Annotated in this window: 18 protein-coding genes; 8 read left to right on the forward strand and 10 right to left on the reverse strand. The window is 58.8% G+C overall.

All coding sequences use genetic code 11. The features are described from left to right. The first annotated feature begins 86 nt into the window (after window positions 1–86). The 6 genes from ACN6NG_RS25005 (at window position 87) to ACN6NG_RS25030 (ending at window position 8,432) form a co-directional block, all read left to right on the forward strand. Window positions 87–1,250 carry an efflux RND transporter periplasmic adaptor subunit gene (locus ACN6NG_RS25005; RefSeq protein WP_474316747.1) on the forward strand — a complete coding sequence of 388 codons (1,164 nt, stop codon included), beginning with the start codon at window positions 87–89 and terminating at the stop codon, window positions 1,248–1,250. Continuing rightward, window positions 1,247–4,339: a multidrug efflux RND transporter permease subunit gene (locus tag ACN6NG_RS25010; protein ID WP_258655286.1), complete on the forward strand. Its 3,093-nt coding sequence runs from the start codon at window positions 1,247–1,249 to the stop codon at window positions 4,337–4,339. Before ACN6NG_RS25005 ends, ACN6NG_RS25010 begins: the two co-directional genes overlap by 4 nt. Before the next feature lie 9 nt (window positions 4,340–4,348). Continuing rightward, window positions 4,349–5,023: a heavy metal response regulator transcription factor gene (locus tag ACN6NG_RS25015; protein ID WP_012270545.1), complete on the forward strand. Its 675-nt coding sequence runs from the start codon at window positions 4,349–4,351 to the stop codon at window positions 5,021–5,023. Further along, a complete protein-coding gene (locus ACN6NG_RS25020; protein WP_474316749.1) occupies window positions 4,998–6,386 on the forward strand; it encodes a heavy metal sensor histidine kinase in 1,389 nt (462 codons plus the stop codon). Before ACN6NG_RS25015 ends, ACN6NG_RS25020 begins: the two co-directional genes overlap by 26 nt. A 281-nt stretch (window positions 6,387–6,667) precedes the next feature. Continuing rightward, the gene (locus tag ACN6NG_RS25025; protein ID WP_049277257.1) at window positions 6,668–6,892 is read left to right on the forward strand and encodes a hypothetical protein; all 225 of its coding nucleotides are present in this window, start codon (window positions 6,668–6,670) and stop codon (window positions 6,890–6,892) included. A gap of 205 nt (window positions 6,893–7,097) precedes the next feature. Further along, window positions 7,098–8,432, forward strand: coding sequence for an OprD family porin (locus ACN6NG_RS25030; protein WP_063424902.1), 1,335 nt, complete (start codon window positions 7,098–7,100; stop codon window positions 8,430–8,432). A 238-nt stretch (window positions 8,433–8,670) separates the two neighbouring features. Here ACN6NG_RS25030 and ACN6NG_RS25035 read toward each other — a convergent pair whose 3' ends face one another. From ACN6NG_RS25035 to ACN6NG_RS25060, 6 genes are all read right to left on the reverse strand, one after another. Then, a complete protein-coding gene (locus ACN6NG_RS25035) occupies window positions 8,671–9,477 on the reverse strand; it encodes a class I SAM-dependent methyltransferase (protein ID WP_081238000.1) in 807 nt (268 codons plus the stop codon). A 534-nt stretch (window positions 9,478–10,011) separates the two neighbouring features. Next, window positions 10,012–10,467, reverse strand: a complete 456-nt coding sequence (locus ACN6NG_RS25040) for an NUDIX domain-containing protein (protein WP_081237998.1) — start codon at window positions 10,465–10,467, stop codon at window positions 10,012–10,014. After that, window positions 10,464–11,330 carry a UDP-N-acetylmuramate dehydrogenase gene (gene murB / locus ACN6NG_RS25045; protein WP_474316753.1) on the reverse strand — a complete coding sequence of 289 codons (867 nt, stop codon included), beginning with the start codon at window positions 11,328–11,330 and terminating at the stop codon, window positions 10,464–10,466. Before murB ends, ACN6NG_RS25040 begins: the two co-directional genes overlap by 4 nt. Continuing rightward, window positions 11,308–12,603: a hypothetical protein gene (locus ACN6NG_RS25050; RefSeq protein ID WP_474316755.1), complete on the reverse strand. Its 1,296-nt coding sequence runs from the start codon at window positions 12,601–12,603 to the stop codon at window positions 11,308–11,310. The genes murB and ACN6NG_RS25050 overlap by 23 nt, the downstream gene beginning before the upstream one ends. Before the next feature lies 1 nt (window position 12,604). Beyond that, window positions 12,605–13,543, reverse strand: coding sequence for a GSCFA domain-containing protein (locus tag ACN6NG_RS25055; protein WP_474316757.1), 939 nt, complete (start codon window positions 13,541–13,543; stop codon window positions 12,605–12,607). Between the two features lie 475 nt (window positions 13,544–14,018). Continuing rightward, the gene (locus ACN6NG_RS25060; protein WP_081237990.1) at window positions 14,019–14,423 is read right to left on the reverse strand and encodes an NUDIX hydrolase; all 405 of its coding nucleotides are present in this window, start codon (window positions 14,421–14,423) and stop codon (window positions 14,019–14,021) included. Window positions 14,424–14,741: 318 nt separating this feature from the next. Here ACN6NG_RS25060 and ACN6NG_RS25065 point away from each other — a divergent pair, with 318 nt between their 5' ends. After that, window positions 14,742–16,232, forward strand: a complete 1,491-nt coding sequence (locus tag ACN6NG_RS25065; protein ID WP_063424899.1) for a sensor domain-containing diguanylate cyclase — start codon at window positions 14,742–14,744, stop codon at window positions 16,230–16,232. On the opposite strand, the gene ACN6NG_RS25070 is transcribed toward ACN6NG_RS25065, so the two are convergent. Beyond that, on the reverse strand, window positions 16,229–16,705 hold the full coding sequence (locus tag ACN6NG_RS25070) for a ferritin-like domain-containing protein (protein ID WP_474316760.1): 477 nt from the start codon (window positions 16,703–16,705) through the stop codon (window positions 16,229–16,231). The two genes, ACN6NG_RS25065 and ACN6NG_RS25070, sit on opposite strands and share 4 nt — an antisense overlap. 200 nt (window positions 16,706–16,905) lie before the next feature. On the opposite strand from ACN6NG_RS25070, the gene ACN6NG_RS25075 reads away from it, so the two are divergent. Further along, on the forward strand, window positions 16,906–17,127 hold the full coding sequence (locus ACN6NG_RS25075; RefSeq protein WP_063424911.1) for a DUF3820 family protein: 222 nt from the start codon (window positions 16,906–16,908) through the stop codon (window positions 17,125–17,127). 121 nt (window positions 17,128–17,248) lie between these two features. Here ACN6NG_RS25075 and ACN6NG_RS25080 read toward each other — a convergent pair whose 3' ends face one another. Genes ACN6NG_RS25080 through ptsP form a run of 3 tightly spaced genes read right to left on the reverse strand, consistent with a single transcriptional unit; the run spans window position 17,249 to window position 22,785 of the window. Further along, window positions 17,249–18,988, reverse strand: coding sequence for a PTS fructose-like transporter subunit IIB (locus ACN6NG_RS25080; RefSeq protein WP_063424898.1), 1,740 nt, complete (start codon window positions 18,986–18,988; stop codon window positions 17,249–17,251). Continuing rightward, a complete protein-coding gene (gene pfkB / locus ACN6NG_RS25085) occupies window positions 18,985–19,932 on the reverse strand; it encodes a 1-phosphofructokinase (protein WP_063424897.1) in 948 nt (315 codons plus the stop codon). Before pfkB ends, ACN6NG_RS25080 begins: the two co-directional genes overlap by 4 nt. Then, window positions 19,933–22,785 (reverse strand): phosphoenolpyruvate--protein phosphotransferase, encoded by a 2,853-nt coding sequence (ptsP, locus tag ACN6NG_RS25090; protein WP_474316764.1) that lies wholly within the window; start codon window positions 22,783–22,785, stop codon window positions 19,933–19,935. Window positions 22,786–23,016 lie beyond the last annotated feature (231 nt).

Raw genomic sequence — 23,016 nt, forward strand, 5'->3', positions numbered from 1 at the left:
CCGTCACGCTGCCGACCCGGTTCGGGGGCTATAAGATTGAGTACAGACAACCGTTTCCCTCCCTTCTGGCCAAGGTGCCCGCACCGATGCGACGTCCGTCCCGCTCTGCCTTCCTCGCCGCCCTGGCGCTCCTGGCCCTGGTGGTAGCAGGCATCTGGTTCAGCCAGCACCAGCCCGCACCGGCTACTCGCGCGCAAACCGCCATACCGGTACGCGTAGTCAGCGTCGCCCAGCAGGACGTGCCGCGCTATGCCAGCGCCATCGGCTCGGTGTTGTCGCTGCACAGCGTAGAGGTCCGGCCACAAGTGGAGGGCATACTCACCCAAGTGCTGGTCAAGGAAGGCCAATGGGTCAAGCAAGGCGACCTGCTCGCCACCCTCGACGACCGCAGCATCCGCGCCAACCTCGATCAGGCCCGTGCACAACTCGGCCAAAGCCAGGCACAGATCCAGGTGGCCGGCGTCGACCTCAAGCGCTACCGCCTGCTCAGCAGCGATGATGGCGTGTCCAAGCAAACCCTCGACCAGCAACAAGCACTGGTCAACCAGCTGCAGGCCACGGTCAAGGGCAACCAGGCGGCCATCGCCAATGCCGAGGTGCAACTCTCCTACACACAGATACGTTCACCGGTAACCGGGCGCGTCGGCATCCGCAATATCGACCCCGGCAACCTGGTGCGCACCAGCGACACCCAAGGGCTGTTCAGCGTGACCCAGATCGACCCGATCGCTGTGGAGTTCTCGCTGCCGCAACAGATGCTGCCGACCCTCCAAGGCCTGCTCAAGGCGCAAGCCCCTGCGCTGGTCGAGGCCTACATGGATGCCGATGGCGAGCGCAACCTGCTGGGCGCAGGCCACCTTGCGCTGATCGACAACCAGATTTCGGCCAACACCGGCACGGTGCGGGTCAAGGCCGAGTTCGACAACAAGGACGGCCTGCTGTGGCCGGGGCAACTGGTCACCGTACGGTTGCGCACGGCGATGGACGAAGACGCCCTGGTGGTGCCGCCGCCCGTGGTGCAACGCAGCATCGATGGCCACTTCGTCTACCGCGTCGACGGCGACAAGGTCACCAGCGTGCCGGTCAAGGTGCTGTACCAGGACAGCACGCTGAACATCGTCGCCGGGGTCAAGGCCGGTGACCAGCTGGTGCTCGACGGCCAGTCGCGCCTCAAACCCGGTTCCAGGGTCGAGATCACCCCTGATGCCCCGGCGCCTGCCGACATGGCCGACCGCAGGAGCCAGCCATGAACACCCGCAATGGCGTCTCGGCCTGGTGCATCGACCACCCCATCGCCACCCTGCTGCTGACCTTCGCCCTGGTGCTGCTGGGCGCCATCGCCTTCCCGCGGCTGCCCGTGGCGCCGCTGCCCGAGGCCGATTTCCCGACCATCCAGGTCACTGCCCAGCTGCCCGGTGCCAGCCCGGAAACCATGGCCTCTTCGGTGGCCACGCCGCTGGAGGTGCAGTTCAGCGCCATCCCCGGCATGACCCAGATGACCAGCAGCAGCGCGCTGGGCTCGACCACGCTGATCCTGCAGTTCACCCTCGACAAGAACATCGACACCGCCGCCCAGGAAGTGCAGGCGGCAATCAACACCGCCACCGCCCGCCTGCCCCAGGACCTGCCCAGCCCGCCCACCTGGCGCAAGGTCAACCCGGCCGACAGCCCGGTGGTTATCCTCACCGTCAGCTCTGCACAGATGCCCGGCAACGAGCTCAGCGACTACGCCGAAACCCTCCTGGCCCGCCAGCTCAGCCAGATCGACGGGGTCGGCCTGATCAACATCACCGGCCAACTGCGCCCGGCCATACGGGTGCAGGCACAACCCGAGAAACTTGCAGCCATCGGCCTGACCCTGGCCGACGTGCGCCTGGCCATCCAGCAGACCAGCTTGAATCTGGCCAAAGGCGCGCTGTACGGCGAGCACAGCGTGTCGACCATCGCCGCCAACGACCAGCTGTTTCACCCCGAAGACTATGCCCAGCTGATCGTCAGCTATCGCAATGGCGCCCCGGTGCACCTGAAGGACGTGGCCAAGGTGATCAACGGTGCCGAGAACGCGTATGTAAGGGCCTGGTCGGGCAATCAGCCCGGGCTTAACCTGGTGATCTTCCGCCAGCCCGGGGCCAATATCGTCGACACCGTGGACCGGGTGCTCGACGCCTTGCCGCGCTTGCAGGAAATGCTGCCGGCCTCGGTTGAAGTGTCGGTGCTGCAGGACCGCACCCAGACCATCCGCAGCTCGCTGCACGAGGTCGAGCTGACCCTGATGATCGCTGTGGCGCTGGTGATCGGAGTAATGGCGCTGTTCCTGCGTCAGTGGTCGGCCACCTTCATTGTCTCCAGCGTGCTCGGCGTCTCGCTGATCGCCACCTGCGCGCTGATGTACGTGTTCGGTTTCAGCCTCAACAACCTGACCCTGGTGGCCATCGTCATTGCCGTCGGCTTCGTGGTCGACGACGCGATCGTCGTGGTGGAAAACATCCATCGCCACCTGGAAGCCGGCGACGATAGCCGCACCGCGGCGCTCAAAGGCGCCGGCGAGATCGGTTTCACCGTGGTGTCGATCAGTTTCTCGCTGATCGCCGCCTTCATTCCACTGCTGTTCATGGGCGGTGTGGTGGGCCGGCTGTTCAAGGAGTTCGCCCTGACCGCCACCGCGACCATCCTGATTTCGGTGGTGGTATCGCTGACCTTGGCCCCCACTCTTTCGGCGCTGTTCATGCGCCGCCCACCCGGCGACCACCAGGGCGGGTTCGGCCAGCGCCTGCTGGGTTGGTACGAAAAAGGCCTGGACCGCGCGCTGGCCCACCGGCGGATTACCCTGGGGGTGTTCGGCATTACCCTGGCGCTGGCCGTGGCCGGCTACGTGGGCATCCCCAAAGGCTTCTTCCCGCTGCAGGACACCGGCTTCATCCTTGGCACCACCGAGGCAGCGGCGGATGTGTCCTACCCGTCGATGATCGAGAAGCACCTGGCGCTGGCGAAGATCATCGGTGACGACCCGGCAGTGCGCGCCTATTCGCACTCGGTGGGGGTGACCGGCAGCAACCAGACCATCGCCAACGGCCGTTTCTGGATCTCGCTCAAGCCCCGCGGCGAGCGAGACGTCTCGGCCAGCGAATGGATCGACCGGCTCCGCCCGAAACTGGCGCAGGTGCCGGGCATCGTCCTGTACATGCGCGCCGGCCAGGACATCAACCTCAGCTCCGGCCCGTCACGCACCCAGTACCAGTACGTGCTCAAGAGCAACGACGGGGTCGCGCTCAACCTGTGGACCCAGCGCCTGACCGACCGCCTGCGGGAAAACCCGGCGCTGCGCGACCTGTCCAACGACCTGCAACTGGGCGCCAGCGTCACCCGCATCGATATCGACCGCCAGGCCGCAGCGCGTTTCGGCCTGACCACCACCGACGTCGACCAGGCCTTGTACGATGCCTTCGGCCAGCGCCAGATCAGCGAATTCCAGACCGAGACCAACCAGTACAAGGTCATCCTCGAACTGGACGCGCAACAGCGTGGCAAGGCTGAAAGCCTCAATTTCTTCTACCTGCGCTCGCCCCTGACCAACGAGATGGTGCCGCTGTCAGCCCTGGCGCATGTCGCCGCGCCAAGCACCGGGCCGCTGTCGATAAGCCATGACGGCCTGTTCCCGGCCGCCAACCTGTCGTTCAACCTGGCCCCCGGCGTGGCCTTGGGCGACGCGGTGCAGATCCTGGAGCGTGCGCAGCGCGAGCTGGGCATGCCCGACTCGATCACCGGCAACTTCCAGGGCGCCGCTCAGGCGTTCCAGAGCTCGCTGTCGAGCCAGCCCTACCTGATCCTCGCCGCGCTGGTGGCGGTTTACATCATCCTCGGCGTGCTCTACGAGAGCTTCGTCCACCCGCTGACCATCATCTCCACCCTGCCCTCCGCCGGCCTGGGCGCGATCATCCTGCTGTGGGCCAGCGGGCAGGACTTCAGCATCATGGGCCTGATCGGCGTGGTACTGCTGATCGGCATCGTCAAGAAGAACGGTATCCTGCTTATCGACTTCGCGCTCGAAGCCCAGCGCCATCACGGCATGACGCCCGAGCAGGCGATACGCCAGGCCTGCCTGGTGCGCTTCCGCCCGATCATCATGACTACCCTGGCCGCATTGCTGGGCGCAGTGCCGCTGATGTTCGGCTTTGGCACCGGCGCCGAGCTGCGCCAGCCACTGGGCATTGCGGTGGTGGGCGGCCTGCTGGTGAGCCAGGCCCTGACGCTGTTTACCACCCCGGTCATATACTTGGCCCTGGAGCGCCTGTTCCACCGCCGCCAGGCTGCCCCTGCGGCAGCGCCAAGTGCCAGCTAGGACAAGACCATGCGTGTGCTGATCATCGAAGACGAAGAAAAAACCGCCGACTACCTGCATCGCGGCCTGAGCGAACAGGGCTTTACCGTGGACCTGGCACGGGACGGCATCGATGGCCTGCACCTGGCCCTGGAGGGCGACTACGCGGTAATCGTGCTGGATGTGATGCTGCCTGGCCTGGACGGCTATGGCGTGCTGCGCGCCTTGCGCGCGCGTAAGCAGACGCCGGTGATCATGCTGACCGCCCGTGAGCGGGTCGAAGACCGCATTCATGGCCTGCGTGAAGGCGCCGACGACTACCTGGGCAAGCCGTTTTCGTTCCTCGAACTGGTCGCCCGGCTGCAAGCCCTCACCCGCCGCAGCAGCAGCCATGAACCGTTGCAAGTGCAGGTGGCAGACTTGTGGATCGACCTGATGGCGCGCAAGGCCACCCGCGCCGGCCAGCGTCTGGACCTGACTGCCAAAGAGTTCTCGCTGCTTAGCGTACTGGCCCGTCGGCAGGGTGAAATCCTGTCGAAGACGGCGATTGCCGAGCTGGTCTGGGATATCAACTTCGACAGCGACGCCAACGTCGTGGAAGTGGCGATCAAACGCCTGCGCGCCAAGCTCGACGGGCCCTTCGACAACAAGCTGCTGCACACCATCCGAGGCATGGGCTATGTCCTGGAAAACCGTGCGGGGTAATTCCATCGCCCTGCGTCTGTCGGCGCTGTTCATTCTGGTGGCGCTGGGTGTATTCCTGCTGATCGGCTGGGCGCTGTATCGCCAGGTCGACCGCAGCCTCGACCTGCTGCCGCAAGCGGAGCTGGACGCGCGCTTCAGCGTGCTCGAATCCACCCTCAACCGCTTCGGCACGCCAGATCACTGGACCAAGATCAACAACAAGCTCAACCTGCTCAGCGAAGAAGACAAGCGCATCCGCTTCTGGGTGGTCAGCAGCAACCCGGCCTACGAATACGGCCACCCCAGCGAGCTGGTACGTGCCTTCGCCGAAGGCCAGCAGGGTATGCGCGACCTGTACCTGCCCGACCAGCCCTACCCGTACAAGGTACTGGTCAGTGAGCTGCCAGCGCTGGGCGAGCGGCCGGCGATGCGTTTTTTGATCGGCATCGACACCGAAACCTTCTGGCAGGCCCAGCACAGCCTGCTGGTGGCGATTGTCGGGCTGGCGGTGCTTGGCGTGCTGTTGGCTTCAATACTGGGCTACTGGGTGGCGCGCATTGGCCTTCGCCCGCTGCTGGCGTTGTCCAACGAGGCCCAGGCCTTGGCCCCTCCACGCCTGGACGGGCGTTTGCAAACCCATGCCCTGGCGCCGGAGCTGGCACAGTTCGCGGGCGCCTTCAACGCCGCGCTCGACCGTGTCAGCCAGGCCTACTCACGGCTGGAAGCCTTCAACGCCGACGTCGCCCATGAGCTGCGCTCGCCGCTGACCAACCTGATCGGCCAGACCCAGGTAGCGCTGACCCGCGGCCGCAGTGCCGAGCATTACTTCGAAGTACTGCAATCGAACCTGGAAGAGCTGGAGCGCCTGCGCAGCATCATCAACGACATGCTGTTCCTGGCCAGCGCCGACCAAGGCAGCAAGGCCACCGCCCTGACCCAGGCCTCCCTGGCCGAGGAAGTGGCAACCACCCTCGACTACCTGGACTACATCCTCGAAGACGCCCAGGTCAGCGTGAGCGTGATCGGCGACGCCCAGGCGCCCATCGAAAAGGCCCAGCTGCGCCGGGCGCTGATCAACCTGCTGAACAACGCCGTGCAGCACACCGCGCCGCATCAGGTGATCCAGGTGCAGATCGATGCCGGGCCCGAGCAGGTCAGCATCGCTGTGAGCAACCCGGGGCCGGCGATTGACAATGAACACCTGCCGTTGCTGTTCGAGCGCTTCTACCGCGTGGATGCGGCGCGCAGCAACAGCGGTGGCGGCAACCATGGGTTGGGGTTGGCCATCGTCAAGGCGATTGCACTGATGCATGGGGGGGAGGTGTTTGTGCGCAGTGGGGCCGGGCTCAATACCTTTGGTATCCAACTGCCGATCCATACCTGACTGTCGACGCGCCCCCCCCTGTGGGAGCGGGCAAGCCCGCGAACACGGGCGGAGCCCGTGCCATACACCGCGCTGCCTGCTTCGCGGGCTCGCCCGCTCCCACAAAGAACGCGTAACGCGTCTAGTGCGGGGTTTAGCGGCGAAAGTACTATTGCTTTTCTTTGGATCGTTACCTTTTGCGCAACAGTGCTTATCGCACTTCGCTCTGTTTCAAGTGTACTGAAAGGACTAACTTTACCCCTGTCCTCATTAGCACTTGCCCCGCAAGAAGGTAGTTTCAAATGTCCAACAGTATGGGTATTGCCAGCGTCTTCGTTCTGTCTTCCCTGTTGTTGTCGCCCCTGGCCATGGCCGAAGAATCCAGCGCTTTCGTCACCCGTAATGCAGAGCTCGCCGCCGTCCATCAAGACGCCCGCGAGGCGGTAGCTGCAAACAAGGCTGACGCCGCCAAAGACGCAAAACAGACAGCTTCCAAAGTTTCTGTCGATGCCAACGCCGACAGCTGATCAAGCGCTGTCACTGCTCCCGATTTCCCTTGGCTACGCATTGGGCACCACCGGTGCCGATATGTTAGCCTTTTAAAGCCGCTGCCGATCAGCGGCTTTTTTTATGTGCTTTAACTCTCAGCCACGCTGTAACGTCTACCTATAAAAAAGACGCACATTCAAAAATAAAAACTGCCCCACCGTCAGACCAAAGGAGCTAGTACCGGTGCCTTCCGCGTTCCGTTTTACCCCGCTGTTCATTGCGTTGACTGCAACGATCCCTTTCGCCGCCCAGGCAGATGAAGACAAGGCTGATGGCTTCATCGAAGGCTCGTCCTTCAACCTGCATTTCCGTAATGCCTACTTCAACCGCGACAACCACAACGCCGGCGTGCGTGACACCCGCGAGTGGGGCCAGGGCGCAGTTGCACGCTTCGAATCGGGCTACACCCCTGGCGTGATCGGCTTTGGCCTGGATGCACATGCCATGCTCGGCCTCAAGCTGGACGGCGGTGGCGGCCATGCCGGCACCAGCATCCTGCCCGAGCACATAAAGGACGACGGTGAGCTGGGCGCTGCCCCGCACTCGTTCTCCACTGCTGGCGCTGCAATCAAGCTCAAGGCGTTCGACACCGAGCTGAAAGCCGGTGACCTGTTCCTCACCAACCCGGTGATCGCTGGCGGCGAAACCCGCATGCTGCCGCAGACCTTCCGTGGTGTGAGCCTGACCAACACCAGCATCGACGGCCTGCTGCTCGAAGGCGGCCAGGTGAGCTTCACCCACCCATACAACCAGAGCGGGCACCGCCGCATCGACACCTACTATGGGTCGCTGGACGAGCACGACAAGAGCAAGCACCTGAACTGGGCCGGCGCGTCGTGGAGCGGTACCGAGAACATCACCACCAACCTTTACGCCGCCGAGCTGAAGGACATCTGGAACCAGTACTACGCTGACTTCGACTACACCTACGTGGTCAACGACCTGGTCAGCCTGAACCCGGGCGTGCACTTCTACCACACCCAGGACACCGGCCAGGCCCAGCTGGGCAAGATCGACAACAACACCTACAGCGTGCACTTCACCGTCAACGCAGGCTTCCACAGCGTCACCGCCGCCTACCAGCGAGTCAATGGCAACACGCCGTTCGACTACATCAACCTGGGCGACAGCGTGTACCTGGACAACTCGCGCATGTACTCGGACTTCAACGCGCCGAACGAGCGCTCGTGGAAGCTGCAGTACGACTATGACTTCGCCGGTGTCGGCGTGCCTGGCCTGACCACCTCGCTGTCGTACTCGCGCGGTGAAGCCGACCTGACCAAAGCCACGCAGGACACCAGCCACTACGACTACTACCGTGAAGATGGCAAGAACGCCATGCACTGGGAACGTGACCTGGACGTGAAGTACGTGTTCCAGGAGGGTGACCTGAAGGACCTGTCGGTACTGGTGCGCTACGCCACCCACCGTGGCAGCCAGGGTTATGCGTCGATCGACAGCAACAGCGACAACGACGAAGTGCGGGTGATCGTCGACTACCCGCTGAACGTGTTCTGATTCCGGTTTGTAGGGAGAACATATAACCCTGGAGCGGATTCACCCGCGAACACCGGCGAAGCCGGTGCCAAGCACCGCGGTGGATTCTTCGCGGGTAAACCCGCTCTCACATTTTGTTTCGGGCCACTAGCGCCTGTGCCTATCTACGCGACCGCCTTGTCTGTTCGCCGCAGTATCGAGCCATGCGGTCATATCGCAGTAAACTAGTACTCAACTGATAGCTGCTCAAGTTGATTTTCTATTTCAGCCGCGCCTTGATCTGTAGCACTCTCAGTCCGGCTGCAAAACCACTGGGAGAGTAAGAAAAATCATAAAGCGCCTCAGCTATTCGATGTGCATCTGCCTCGCTGCAGAGGGCATGACTTAGTAAATCTTTTGAAACTTGCTTAAATGATTCATAGATTATCATTTTGTGTTCGCTTGTGGCCAATACAGGCTGCGAAACGTTAATGGCCTCTACGTGATAAAATTGTGAGATTTCTTCCAGCAGTGACACGGGACTGTTGTAATTGAGGTTCAGTTTTTCGCCAAGCTTAATTGTTAAGGCATTCGCCTCATAAAACTCCGGAAAGTAGGGGTGGCAAAACTGACTACTTAGGCAAGGCTCTTCAAATATTGAGACCCCACTCTCCGATAATGATTCGCTTATAGATCTCAAGGCTTCTACTCTGTTATGCAAATGCATGAGGAGGAAACGACTGTAGGTGCAATCAAAGCCCCCAGGGACTTCAGTTTTATCACTGATATCACTGCACTCAAAGCTGATATTGCTAAGATTATTTTTTCTTGCAGCCTCCCTTGCAATTTCAAGCTGACTCTCGGATATATCTCTACCCATGATTCCCCCCCCGTGTGGACTCAAGGCTTTAGCCAAGATGCAAGTCATATGTCCATGGCCACACCCTATCTCCAGCATTGATGCTGGCGCCTGAGTGTCAAATACGTGTTTTCTCAAGAAAACCAAGCTTGAGGGGTTGTAGATTTCACTCAATATTTGCAGACGATTTTTATCATTTAATCCAGTTGCAAGTCTGTAGTCTTTCATATAGAAATCCTGATTTATCTTTTTACTGGTGAAGTTAAACCTCTGGCAAGATTAAGGCGCCTGTAAGCTCGCAAGCGATTTTTGTGCTGTTGCCTGTAATGCTGGAGGTCTGAGGTAAGATCCCCAGCGCAAAAGTAAAGCTCTTCAGTGATTTCGCATATTTTATAGTTTGGCCAGGGCTTGTTTGTTAACTGCAATAGCTGCGAGAAGGCGTTAGACCCATGATAATACAAGTAAATATAAACGAATGCGGTACTTCGGCTTACGCCCGCGTGGCAGTGAAACAGTAATTTTGTACCAACTCGGGTTTCTAGTGAGCTGATGTCTCGCATATATCTTTTTACGGTTGATGCCATGTGCTCAAGATTTGCGCTTTGCTCTTGATCGTAGAGCTCATAAATAAAATGTTTAGCCGGTTGATACTCTAAGTACTCTGTCAATCGAGTGCCGGGATCAATGAAGGAGAAGACTATGTCAGGCACCCACTCTTGGCATGTGCTGTTTAGCTTTTGCAGGCAAGTGACTTTTAAATTGTTACCAGTGATCATTTTGGTTGTCTCCATTAAGAATTTCGGATATTCGACTTCTAGTGCTTGATGTGATCCCATCTGGTAGCCTGTTCAAGTTGAACCACCCAATGTTTTCTATCTCATGATGATCTTGAATTTCTGGGAAACCTAAAAAATCAGTTACCTTGTAAAGTAAGACATAGTCATGCTGATACCTCCATTTATTCAAGAGTACGGATGTGAGTAAAGGATTGGAAATTGTAAGGCCTGTTTCCTCTAGTACTTCTCTGCAGACGGCCCCACGCGGTGTTTCTCCTGCAATTATTCCTCCTCCTGGCAAATGCCAGCCAACACGATAAGTATGCTGTATCAGAAGAACTTGCTGTTTGTTGTTAAATATCACAGCTTTAACGCCTAGGCTAGGAGATCCGAGAATTGACTTGATCTTACTTGTGATATTCTCAAGGAAATAGAGTTTCATATTATGATTTGTTCTAGATTTAGTGTTGCATTGTATTTTTTGAAAACCGCGTCTTTTATATATTGGGCTAGTGCTATCACGTCGCCTCCGGTTGCTTGGCAAATATTTACAATAAAGCCGCCGTGAAGTTCGGATATCATAGCCCCCCCAATCCGAAACCCTTTCATCCCTAACGCCTCGATCATTTCACCCACCCTAAGCTCATGGTTAGGTCTTTTGAACACGCTTCCGGCGTTCGGTAAAATATAGGGTATTGTCATACTGCGCTTATTGAGAATGGCTTTCGCTGACACAGCGACGGCTTGGCCATGTGCACTTCGGATAAACTTGAATTTTGCTTGTATGATAATTTCTCTGCTACCCTGAAAAATGCTGGTTCGATAAGAGTTCTTTAGCTCGCCCTTGTTATAAGTGGTGATTAAGGCATTTTCAATATTGATAGTTGTTACTTCTACTAACGATTGATGAATATCACAGTCGAAAGCTCCGGCATTCATGTAAATAGCTCCGCCGATTGTGCCAGGTATTCCTATCAGTCTTTCGAGGCCTATCAGATCTCTGTCAATTGATTCTTGGACGAGTGTCTGTAGTCGAACTGAATTACTTACTGTGCACAAATTGTCTTCCCAAGTGATTTTTTTGGGCATCCGCTGCATTAGCAAAAATGAAGTATCGCAATCATAGTTGGACTTGCTGAGGATTACATTGCTACCACCTCCAAGTATTATTCTATTTGTGCCCTCGCTATGTGCTACTGCGGATTTCAGTTCACTCAAATTGGTTGGAGAGTACGTACACTCTGCGCTTGAATTAATACAGTAAGAATTAAATTCCGTTAGGTCAGATTTTTTTGGCATCATCATAAGTTATCTGCCCCCCAAGTATTTGGGCGTTGCTTATTATTCTTGAGTAGCCACGCAATATTTGATTAAAGGCGGTTATATTAATATGACATCCGCTGGAGATAGCTAACAGAACAATTGCCATTCCACCTCGCAGATCTGGAGCAGATACGTTTATCGATATTTGATTGGCTTTCTTTTTGAACCCGTTTATCGAAATTGTATTTTCCAAGCAGGAAATCTCTGCCCCCATTTTCCTGAGTTCATCGACATAATTTGTCCGGCATGGCATAACCATGTCTCGAATTATATTTTTTGAACTAAGCGTGCAGCACAGAGCGGCTAAGATAGGTTGCAGGTCTGTGGGAAAACCTGGATAAGGGCGCGCTGTGATTTCGAGGGGCTGATTTTCGTCAAATACTCTGCCATCGATCAGGATGTCACCTGCGCCTAATAGAAAGTAAGCGCACTTCAAATTATCAAGTATTTGAAGTGGTTCACTCATGAACTGAGTTGGGCAGTTTTTAAGCAGCACCAGCTTTCTAACGGCCATCGATGCAAAAGCATATGAGCTAGCCTCGATTCGATCATAAATGGGTTTGTGCTTGATTCCTTGTAGTGTTTGATTGCTCACGGGCACTACAATCAAGTCACTACCGTTTCGCAAAATTTTTGTGCCGGCCTTATTGAGAAAGGCTATGACATCATCAATTTCTGGCTCCAGAGCCGCATTCTGGATGGTTATTGTTGAGTTTATACTGCCGGCACAAGAAAATAGTGCTTGAAGTGTGGTGCCAACAGATGGGTACGGTAACTGTAGTGTTTTTATCGGCTCAGCAGTTTTGGTGCATGATATTTCGTCATCGTTATAGCTTACTGTGTTTCCGAGCTTGGTTAGGCACTCGACATGATAATCGAAAGGACGGTTCAGGTCGCAGCCACCAGGGACCGAAACTTTGGCACTTCCAGTCCGTGAGCTCAATATACCAAGCAGTAATAAGCTGTATCGCGTATCCGAGCATTCTTTAAAACAAGCTTCGGAGTAAATAGGACCACGTGCATCAATGATTAATCGATCTTTTTCTTGGATGCAGTGAGCACCTAGCTTGGACAGGATTATAATCATGGTTTTAATATCTTCAATATGATCATCATCAATTTCTAGAAGGGTGACTCCTTCGATCAGTATGGAGGCTGCTAATAACGGAAGCGTTGAGTTTTTCGAGGGTGATATATGAATCGTAGGTATCAGATTCAGATCGTAATTTAATGGCGTAAGAGTTGCACTGTTCACCTCAAACCTCCGGCACTATAAAATTGATATTCTTGTTGAATTGTTCTTTATTTTTCGCATAGATTGAGATGAACATCCTACAGACGGAGTCTATTTTCTCTGCTGTAACATGCCGTCCGTCATGCTGCCATGCCGTTGGTAGGCTTGAGGATTGAAAAAACATCTCAAAGGCAGGGAAATATGAAACGCTTTCTAGCTCTGGGTGTTCATCAAATAATTCATGAATTGCAGCAACCAGATTTGATTTGGACCTGACATTCGCAATCCGAGGGTCGTAAGGGACACCGCTAGTTTTTAACGGTATTGGAGATACTGTAAAAATTATTGGTACTGCTCCGTGGTGTGCGGAATGAATAGTATTTATTATTTCAAGAAGGTCAGATTTAATTTCACTTACAGTCTGAAAGCGGTGGCGAAAGATGAGTGGCTTGTCAGAAATGATATTTCGCAGGGGCGCTCGATTTAAGTAATGCCACTCATCTCCAATCCTCTGCTCCCAAATCTCGCTGAGACCAACGGTGATGATGAAGGCAGTAGAGTTTTTTATTGCGTTTTTCCCATGAGTCTCTAATTTGAGCTGCTCCTCTGATAGCTCAAATTCGGAGTCTTTATTGATGGGATGTCTCTTTGCGTCATGAAAACGGACCCTGCCATCGGCTGATTGGACCGCCCAAGTAATGTTTCTCTGTAATCCGTTCGTACAAAGCGACAGCTCATTAAGTATAGTTCTTGTATTGTAATGAAGGCCCCACTCGGGAGCTGTAGTAGAGATATTATGCAAAGAGATCCAGCGTGCGAAGTTAACTGCAAAGCAGCTTCCAATTGATAAGATTTTCGAGCGCTTCGTTAGCCACCTGCTTGCATTTCGTGTCTTGTATGGGGACTGCGTGGAATTGCTCCACCTTGTGCCTATAAAATCCATGTCATTATATTTCTTCATCGCTGCCTTCGGTGATCGTGTCGTAGGTTTTATCTGAGTAGTAGCTTGCGATACTGATCCTAAAACAAATCGCGATGAGAAATACGGTAAGTTACCGTAGGAAATTTCAACTAGTGATGCAGGTGATTTTCAAGGCATGGATTATTCTGTGTAATATCAACGCGTTATTGATTCCCCATGATTTGTATCTCATGTGCTCGCTTGGCGATACATGAAGGATTGCAGCTGCGGAAACATTTAGTACAAACTAATAGATGCGAGGCTCAACTGAGCAGTTTATTACGCGCGCATGCCTCATACGGCCTGCAATAGAAGCATTCAATACATGGGAGAGGTCAACTTGCGAGTAGCAAAGTCAAGAGCGATAGGTATGGAATTGTTTGGCGCGGCTCTGGCGGGCAGATGAAGGGCCGTTAAGCGGGGGTAGGATTGCTCGGTGAATACTATGGAAAGCTGGGATAATTAAAATTCTTGCTCAGAACTTCCTGCTGGTAACGACTCCAGAAAAGTTCAAACAGTCATTGACACGAATACCTTGGATTTCACTCAGAGAAGCTATGGGGAAAAAATTGTACTCTGAATGCTCACTGCTCAACGTTATTTTTGAAATTTCATTTATACTGCAACGAAAGATAAAAGCCTGTGAGTTATATTGCTTGTGGTAATATACACCAGTCAGTGTTGCAGCGGTGATTGGCTGACTTAGTTCTTCAAGACACTCCCTGACTAATGCTTCATGAATAGTCTCCCCAACTTCTAAGGCTCCGCCGGGTAGCCCCCACGAGAAACTTCCGTAGTTTGCTTTTAATAGAAGCACTTCATTGTTTTCGTTAAGTATCACAGCATGAGAACTCAAACGAAATGTATCGTCAAATGCCATGTATCAATCCCTAGGCCACTTAGAAAATAAGTGTCAATAGGTTAGTACTTGTCGCAGCTTAGTCAAATAAGAAAATGTTTTAAGTTGTGACGAAAAGTGCCTGAGAAGGTACCAGTGATGGAAGGTGCTCGGCACAGCATGTTCGGCGCCTATGAAATCAAGCGCCGCCCGATCGGCGCAACGCGACCTCGCTCCAAGGCTGCGGGATACATCAAGATATGCAGCACAACGTGATTCCGTCGGACAAATCTTGTCCGACAATCACGGCTTCCCTAGAATGTCGCCGCCGCGAATGGCCCTGCCCACGCAGTAGCGAGCATGCCCACCCGATTACCGCGCTTCGCATTTCACAGGTCGCACCCCGAGCTGACCCTCAACCTGGGCAGTTGCCTTGCCGTGCTCGCCATCGTGGCCATCGTCAGCTTCCTGCTGGCGCGTGAACGTGACAGCGTCGAGCTGTCGGCGATTCGCTCGTCCAACAACATCGTCCAGCTGATCGAAAGCGACATCCTGCGCAACGCCGAACTCTACGACCAGTCACTGCAGGGCCTGATCTGGGCCGTCGGGCGCAAGGAGCTGCCGGAAATACCCGGGCCGTTGCGCCAACGCCTGCTGTTCAATGAAGCCTTCGTCGACCGCAAACGCGGTGACGTGCTATGGCTGGACAAGCAAGGCAATGTGGTGGGCGACTCCACCAGCAATGTGCCGCGCAAGGCCAACTTTGGCGAAACCGGTGTGTTCAAGGCACACCAGCGCGATGCCAACCTGGGCCTGCTGGTGGGCCCGCCATTCAAGGCCAGGCTCGGGGGCCTGGACTGGTGTATCAGCTTCAGCCGGCGCATCTCCGGCCCCGATGGCGAGTTTGCCGGGCTGGCAGCAGGCGCACTGCGCCTGTCGTACTTCAGTGAGCTGTTCAAGCGCCTGGACATCGGCGACGACAGCAGCATCAACCTGTTCAATGCCGACGGGCAACTGCTCGCCCGTCAGCCCTCACGCCCGCAAGACCCACCAATCGGTAGCAACTATGCCGAGCGGCCCAACTTCAAGCGCATTCTCAGCGAACAGAGCGGTAACTTTACTGCCCGCTCCGGCAGCGACGGCAACCCGCGCATGTACACCTTCGCCCGGGTCGCGCAGTTGCCGCTGATCGTGCTGGTGGTGCACTCGGCCGACGAGGTGTTCCAGTCATGGCGCCGCACCGCGATTCTGGTCAGCGTCGCCACGGGCGTGCTGTGCGTGGGCATTCTCTGGCTGACGCTGCTGCTGGGCCGCGAACTGCGCCGCCGCCAGGAGGCCGAACAAGGTCTGGCGACGCTGGCCGCAACCGACAGCCTGACCGGCCTGGCCAACCGCCGTCGTCTGGACCAGGTGCTGCGCCAGGAGTGGGCGCGTGCGCAGCGCAATCGCAAGCCATTGGCCGTGCTGATGGTGGATGTGGACCACTTCAAGGCGTTTAACCAACGACACGGCCATGCCGGTGGTGACCACGCGTTGCGGGAGGTGGCCAAAACCATCGAGGCGAGCATCCGCCGTCCTGCAGATCTGGCCGCTCGTTATGGGGGGGAGGAGTTTCAGGTAGTACTGCCGGAAACCGACCTAGCCGGGGCGCGGCTGCTGGCCGAGCGCATTCGGACCAGTGTGGAAGCGCTGGCACCTTTTGCCGATGACGCCCACTCGGTGACGGTGAGCATCGGCATAGGCCTGTCCGGCCCCCAGCACGACCTGAGCAGTGTGCTGGGGGCTGCGGACGAAGCGCTCTACCGGGCCAAAGCCAAGGGCCGCAACCGGGTAGAGGGGCCCGACGCTTAGGAGCGGGCGCGGGCGGCGTTGCGCAGGGCCTTGACCTGGTCATGGTTGCGCTGCACGCCTTGCAGCTGTTTTTCCACCAGGCCATAGGTCATGTCACTGGCGCTGCGCCCCAGTTTTACCAGCTTCTCGCGGGCTTCCTTGTAGGCCTTGAGGGCGTGGTCCTCGCCGCGCTCGACTTCATTGAGCACCGCTTCTTCATCCTTGCCGGTAAACATCGACTTCAGGTTGACCCAGCCACGATGCAAGTCGCCGCTGATGCTGGTCGAGGTTTCCGGGTCGCCGCCCAGACGACGCACTTCGCTTTGCAGTTCGCCAGCGGCGTTGGCGCATTCACCCGCACGCTGAACGAAGAACGCTTTAAGCTCGGGATTCTTCACGTCATCGGCCGAGGCTTTAAACCCTTTCTCGCCATCCTTGCTGTATTCGATCAGATCGTTGAGTACGTCAATCACGTCTTTGTTGGGGTTGCTCATGGTCGAACTCCTTGGCAGGTGATAGTCATCTACAGAGGTGCAGCGTTCGTGCCATGCTCTCTAAAAAAATAAATTCTTTATTTTTCAATTAGTTATCGAAATAAAAAGAATGGATGATACCGGCGTTCTGCATGATCGCCGCTTGGGCCTTCGTGCAGATTGCAGTATGGTCGGCGCTTTCCACTCAAGGTGCGCCGAAGATGAAGCCGGAAATGCTCGAATTGCTGGTGACCCGCAGCATGCCGTTCGGCAAATACCAGGGGCGCATCCTCGCCGACCTGCCGGGGGACTACCTGGCGTGGTTTGCGCGCAAGGGCTTCCCCACGGGGGAACTGGGCGGGTTGCTGGCGTTGATGCATGAAATCGACCACAACGGGCTGGGGGATCTGCTGGTACCGTTGCGCAAGAAGCATGGGCGCTGACCTGCTCCGGCCCTATCGCCGGCAAGCCAGCTCCCACAGGGTTAGTGCAGATCCAGATCTAAACGCCGACCGGTGGGAGCTGGCTTGCCGGCGATAGGGCCAGCAGGGCCAACCAATGGTTCTAGCCTTTCACTGACGCTACGGTCAGCTCCACCTGCTCGCTCTTCTTGATCACCGCATACACCACCGCCGTCAGCAGGCTACCCGCGACAATAGCCAGCAAATACAGCAAGGCATGGTTGATCGCATTGGGGATAAGCAGCACGAACAAGCCGCCATGCGGCGCCATCAGCTTGCAACCGAAGTACATCGACAATGCCCCCGTCAGCGCACCACCGGCGATACTGGCCGGGATCACCCGCAGCGGGTCCTTGGCAGCAAACGGGATTGCCCCTTCGGAAATGAAGCACAGCCCCAGCGCCAACGCGGCCTTGCCCGCCTCGCGCTCGCTCTGGGCGAACTTGCGCCGGGCCAGGAATGTGGCGATGCCCAGGCCGATCGGCGGCACCATGCCGGCGGCCATGGTCGCCGCCATCGGTGCATAGCTCGACGACGCCAGCAACCCCACCGAGAAGGCATAAGCGGCCTTGTTGATCGGCCCACCCAGGTCGACACACATCATGCCGCCCAGCAACAGCCCCAGCAGAATGGCATTGGTGGTGCCCATGCTGTCGAGGAAGTGCGTGAGGCCCTCGAGCATGGCCGCCACCGGCTGGCCGACCACGTAGATCATCACCAAGCCGGTGACCAGGCTGGCCAGCAGCGGAATGATCAAGATCGGCTTGAGCGCCTCCAGGCTACTGGGCAAGCGCGCCCAGCGGGCAATGGCCTTGGCGCTATAACCGGCAATGAAGCCGGCGACGATGCCACCGATGAAGCCGGCACCCAAGGTGCTGGCCAGCAGGCCACCGATCATGCCCGGCGCAAGCCCCGGGCGGTCGGCGATGGACCAGGCGATATAGCCCGCCAGCAGCGGCACCATCAACTTGAACGCGGCCTCCCCGCCGATTTGCATCAACGCAGCCGGCAAGGTGCCCGGCTGTTTGTAGGCCTCGATGCCGAACACGAACGACAGCGCAATCAGCAGGCCGCCCGCCACCACCATGGGCAGCATGAATGACACGCCGGTGAGCAGGTGCTTGTACACACCCGTCTTCTCACCCTTCGCCGTCGTGGCAGCCGCTGCGGCATCGGCGCTGGTTTCCACTTTGCCTTCGGCCAGCGCCTTGTCCAGGGTGGCGCGTGCCTGCTTGAGCGCAATGCCGGTGCCGCATCGGTAGATGCGCTTGCCGGCAAACCGCGCGGTCGGCACTTCAATGTCAGCAGCCAGCAGCACCACATCCGCTTCAGCGATGGCCTCGGCAGACAAAGGGTTACGCGCACCGACCGAACCCTGGGTTTCGACTGTGAGCTGATAGCCCATTTGTTGCGCGGCTTGCTGCAAGGCCTCCGCCGCCATGAACGTGTGCGCGACGCCCGTCGGGCAGGCAGTGACTGCGACAATGCGTGTGCCAGCGCTGGCAACCTCGGCCGGCGCGTCTGCTGCAGCTAGCAGTAGTTGGGCGTTGGCCGCCGCTTCATCGAGAAAGCCCTCGCGGTCGGCCAGGGCCTGGGATGGCGTGCTCTGGTACAAACGCTTGCCGACGAAGCGGGCCAGGTCCACCGGGCCGGTGCTGATCACCAGCACCCAGTCGGCCTCGGCAATCTGCACGGTGCTCAGTTGCCGCTCGGGGTGCCCGGCATCCTGCACTTCCACACTGGTGCTCCAGCCGCGCCGCTGGGCAGCGGCAGACAGCAAGCGCGCGCTCAGCACACTCGACACCTGGCCGTTGGGGCAGGCGGTGACAATGGCAATGTTCATCGGCAACCCTCTTGTTGTTCTGTCAGTTGCACTGCGGCTTCCAGTCGCGCCAGCTGCTCACGGTCACTGATGCCGAAGCCAACCTGGGTGACGGCCTGGGCGGCAATCGCCGTGGCGCGGGCCAGCGTCTGCGCAGGGGCCTCGCCCTGCAGCAGGCCATGGACCATTCCGGCCACCAGCGAATCCCCCGCCCCTACCGTGCTGGCAATCGTTACCTTGGGCGGGCAGGCATGCAGGGCCAGGTCGCGGGCGAACCAGCTGACGCCCTGCTCGCCGGCAGACACCACCACATGTTCGACGCCGCGGGCCAGCAACTGCTCGGCGGCAGCACGTTGCTGCGCTGGGTTATCCACAGCCTGGCCAAGCACTTCGCCAAGCTCTTCGGTATTGGGTTTTACCAACCAGGGCGCGCTTTGCAGGCCGGCGCGCAAGGCTTCGCCGCTGCTGTCCAGCGCCACCTTCAGGCCAAGGGCCTTCAACCGGTCCAGTAACTGGCGGAACCAGTCGGCGCTGATCCCTCGCGACAGGCTGCCCGCCACCACCACGGCATCGTGCCCCGGGGCGACCTGCTGCAGGTGCTGCAGCAAGGCACTGCATGCCGCCTCGTCGACCTCCGGGCCTTGGCCATTGATGTCCGTGACGCGGCCATCGGCCTCCACCAGCTTGATGTTGCTGCGGGTTTCGCCCGGCACGCGCACAAAGCAGTCGGTAAAGCCGCGCCAGTCGATCAGCGCCTCGAACGGCTGCAGGTTATCGCGCCCGAGGAAACCAGCAACGGTCACGCTGTGCCCCAGGTCGGCCAGTACCTGGGCAACGTTCAGCCCTTTACCCGCCGCGTGGCTCTGTTGGGCCTGGCTGCGGTTGACCTGCCCCGGGCGCAGGGTATCGAGGCCGATGGTGATATCCAGCGCCGGGTTCAGGGTGAGGGTGAGGATCTTGGCCATTCAGTAACGCTCCACCAGCGCGCGAACCGCTGCGGCGCTGTCTTGTTGCAGGGCCTCGCGCGCCAGGGCGCGGGCCGTCGGATGATCGGCCTGGCGCACCAGGGCCTTGACTTCGGCGATGCTGCGCGCGGACACGCTGAGTTCGTCCACGTCCAGCCCCAGCAGCACAGTCACCGCCTGAGGGTCGGCCGCCAGCTCGCCGCATACACCTACCCACTTGCCGTGGGCATGGGCGGCGCGCACGGTCATGTCGATCAGGCTCAATACCGCCGGGTGCAGGCCATCGGCCTGGGCCGAAAGGCTGGGGTGGCCACGGTCGATGGCCAGGGTGTATTGGGTCAGGTCGTTGGTGCCGATACTGAAGAAATCCACTTCGCGGGCCAGTTGCGCGGCCAGCAGGGCCGCCGAAGGCACCTCCACCATGATGCCCAGTTGCAGGTCGGCCACCGGGATTTCTGCACGCAGGCGCTCGACCATGGCCCGCGCCTCGCGCCACTCATGCACCTGGCCCACCATCGGGAACATGATGCGCAGCGGCCGCTGGTCGGCGGCCCGCAGCAAGGCGCGCAGCTGGTCTTCCATCACGTGCGGGCGTTGCAAGGTCAGGCGTATGCCGCGCACGCCGAGGAAGGGGTTTTCCTCGGCGTTGATCGGCCAGTACGGCAGCGGCTTATCGCCGCCGACATCAAGGGTACGCACCACCAGCGGCCGGCCGTCCAGGCCATCGAGCACGCGACGGTACTCGGCCTCCTGGGTGGCAACGTCGGGGGCCTGGGTGTGGGCCATGAAAATCAGTTCGGTGCGCAGCAAGCCCACACCTTCGGCGCCCTGCTCCACCACCTTGGCGATGCCGCTGCTCTCACCGATGTTGGCGAACACTTCCACGGCGTGGCCATCGCGGGTGACAGCGGGTTCAAAACGGTTGGCCCAAGCGGCCTGCAAACGCTGTTCGCGCGCATCACGCTCGGCCAGGGCGCGTTGCAATTCATCCTCCGGCGGTGCCACGCTGACCACGCCGCGCTGGCCATCCAGCAGCAATGGCGTGCCAGCTTCCAGCAACAGGATCGCCGCCCCCGCGCCGACCACAGCCGGGATGCCCAAGGCACGGGCGACAATGGCACTGTGGGCGGTGGCACCACCCTGTGCAGTGACAATACCGGCGACCCGGTTTGGGTCCAGCCGGGCGACGTCGGAAGGGCCAACTTCGGTCATCACCAGTACGTACGGTTGCTCGGGCTCAGCCTGGGCGTGCACACCGCACAATTGCGCCAGCACGCGGCGGCCGATGTCGCGTAAATCGGCGGCGCGCTCGGCCAGCAGGGCATCGTGCAACGCCTCCTGCTGGCGGGCCGCGGCTTCGATCACTGCCATCCACGCCGCCGCAGCGCTTTCCCCCTGGGCAAGGCGCTGCTCGGCATCGTCGGTCAAGGCCGGGTCGGCGAGCATTTCCTGGTGAGTGACGAAAATCTCGCCAATGGCCTTGTCGCTGCGCTGGACCAAGGCCTGCAGCTCACTGTGCACCGTTGCCAGGGCCTGGCGCAGCTTTTGCCGTTCCTGGGCACAGGACTCGCCGCGCAGGGGGTAGTCGAACTCACGCTCGACACACACATGGGCAGGGCCACTGGCAATGCCGGGGGCAGCGCCCACGCCCTGAACCCGGCTACCGACCGCGGGGGCTTGCAGCACCTGGGCGGCAACATTGGCAACGGGCTCCGCACTTTGCGGCAGCGGCTCCACCTCTTCACCCAGGCCTTGTTCGATAGCAGCCAGCAGCACCGGCAAGGCATCGGCGGCGATACCCGGCTCGGCCACCAGTTCCAGGGCCTGGCCACGACGGGCACCGAGGCTGAGCAGCTTGCTCAGGCTCTTCACCGACACCGCCGGCTGCGCGCTGTCGACCAGGCGTATGCGGATTTCCCCTTCGAAGCCTTTCGCCAGTTGCGCCAGCACCTTGGCCGGGCGGGCATGCAGGCCATGCGGGTTGGCCAGCACAATGCGCGCGCTAGGCCAGTCCGCTGGCGCCTCGCCGCCCAGCACTGCCAGTACCGCACGGCTGCTGGTGGCCTGGTAGAGCATCTGCCCGCGGCCTTCTATCAGCACTTCACACAGGCGCTCAAGCAGGGCCTGATGAGCAGCGCCAAGGCTGGCCAGGCAGAACAGGCCATTGAGCGGCTGGTCGCGGTAACGCAGTGGCTGCTGTGGGGTAATAAAAGCCAGGCCCGGCTGGCGCACCTGGCGCTCGCTGTGCAGCCACCACAGGCCCTCGCCCAGTGGCAGCGGCTCGGCCTGCTGCAGCACAGCGGCAAAACCGCTGTCGACGCAATCGGCGCGCTGCAACAGGCGGGCACCGCGCCAGGCCAGTTCGTCGAAGTCTTCAGCCGGCAGGTTCAGGCCGACCAGTTGCGCATCCAGCGCCAGCTCTTGTGGCGCGCCTTGCAGCAGCTTGAGCAGTGCTTCGGCGGAACTGGCCCGGCGCAGCGCCTCGGCCAGGTCGGTCTCGCCCAGGGCGCGGGTCAGCAGTTGCAGCAAGCGCAGGTGTTCGTCGGAACGGGCGGCGATACCGATGGCCAGATAGACCATTTGCCCATCGCCCCAGTCCACGCCTTCGGGAAACTGCAACAGACGCACGCCGGTGGCATACACCAGATCACGGGTTTGCGGGGTGCCATGGGGGATGGCAATGCCCTGGCCAAGGAAGGTGGAGCCTTGCGCCTCGCGGTCCTGCAGCCCCTGCAGATACCCCTGCGCGACAAGGCCATCGGCAACCAGCCGGTCCGCCAGCAGGCGCAACGCCCCGGCCTTGTCGGCGGCCGTCTGGCCCATGGCTATCTGCTCCTTGGCGAGTTCGAGCATGACCTTCTCCTTTTGCAGTTCCCGGTCGGGTACTGGAGTATTGTTGTGAAATTCACATGAAGGGCCAGTTCAACAGCCTTGCACAGATGGCAGCCGAGGCAGAAAATTCGGCAGCTGAAACGTTTAATCTGACCAGACGGCCACGTTACTCGATAATCTGCCCGGTAAAAAGCCCCATCCTGTCGGACAATTGCGACAATGGTCGTCTGCGCATGGCGCCAGCGCCGGGTC

It is taken from the genome of Pseudomonas sp. TSO6, assembly GCF_056098905.1.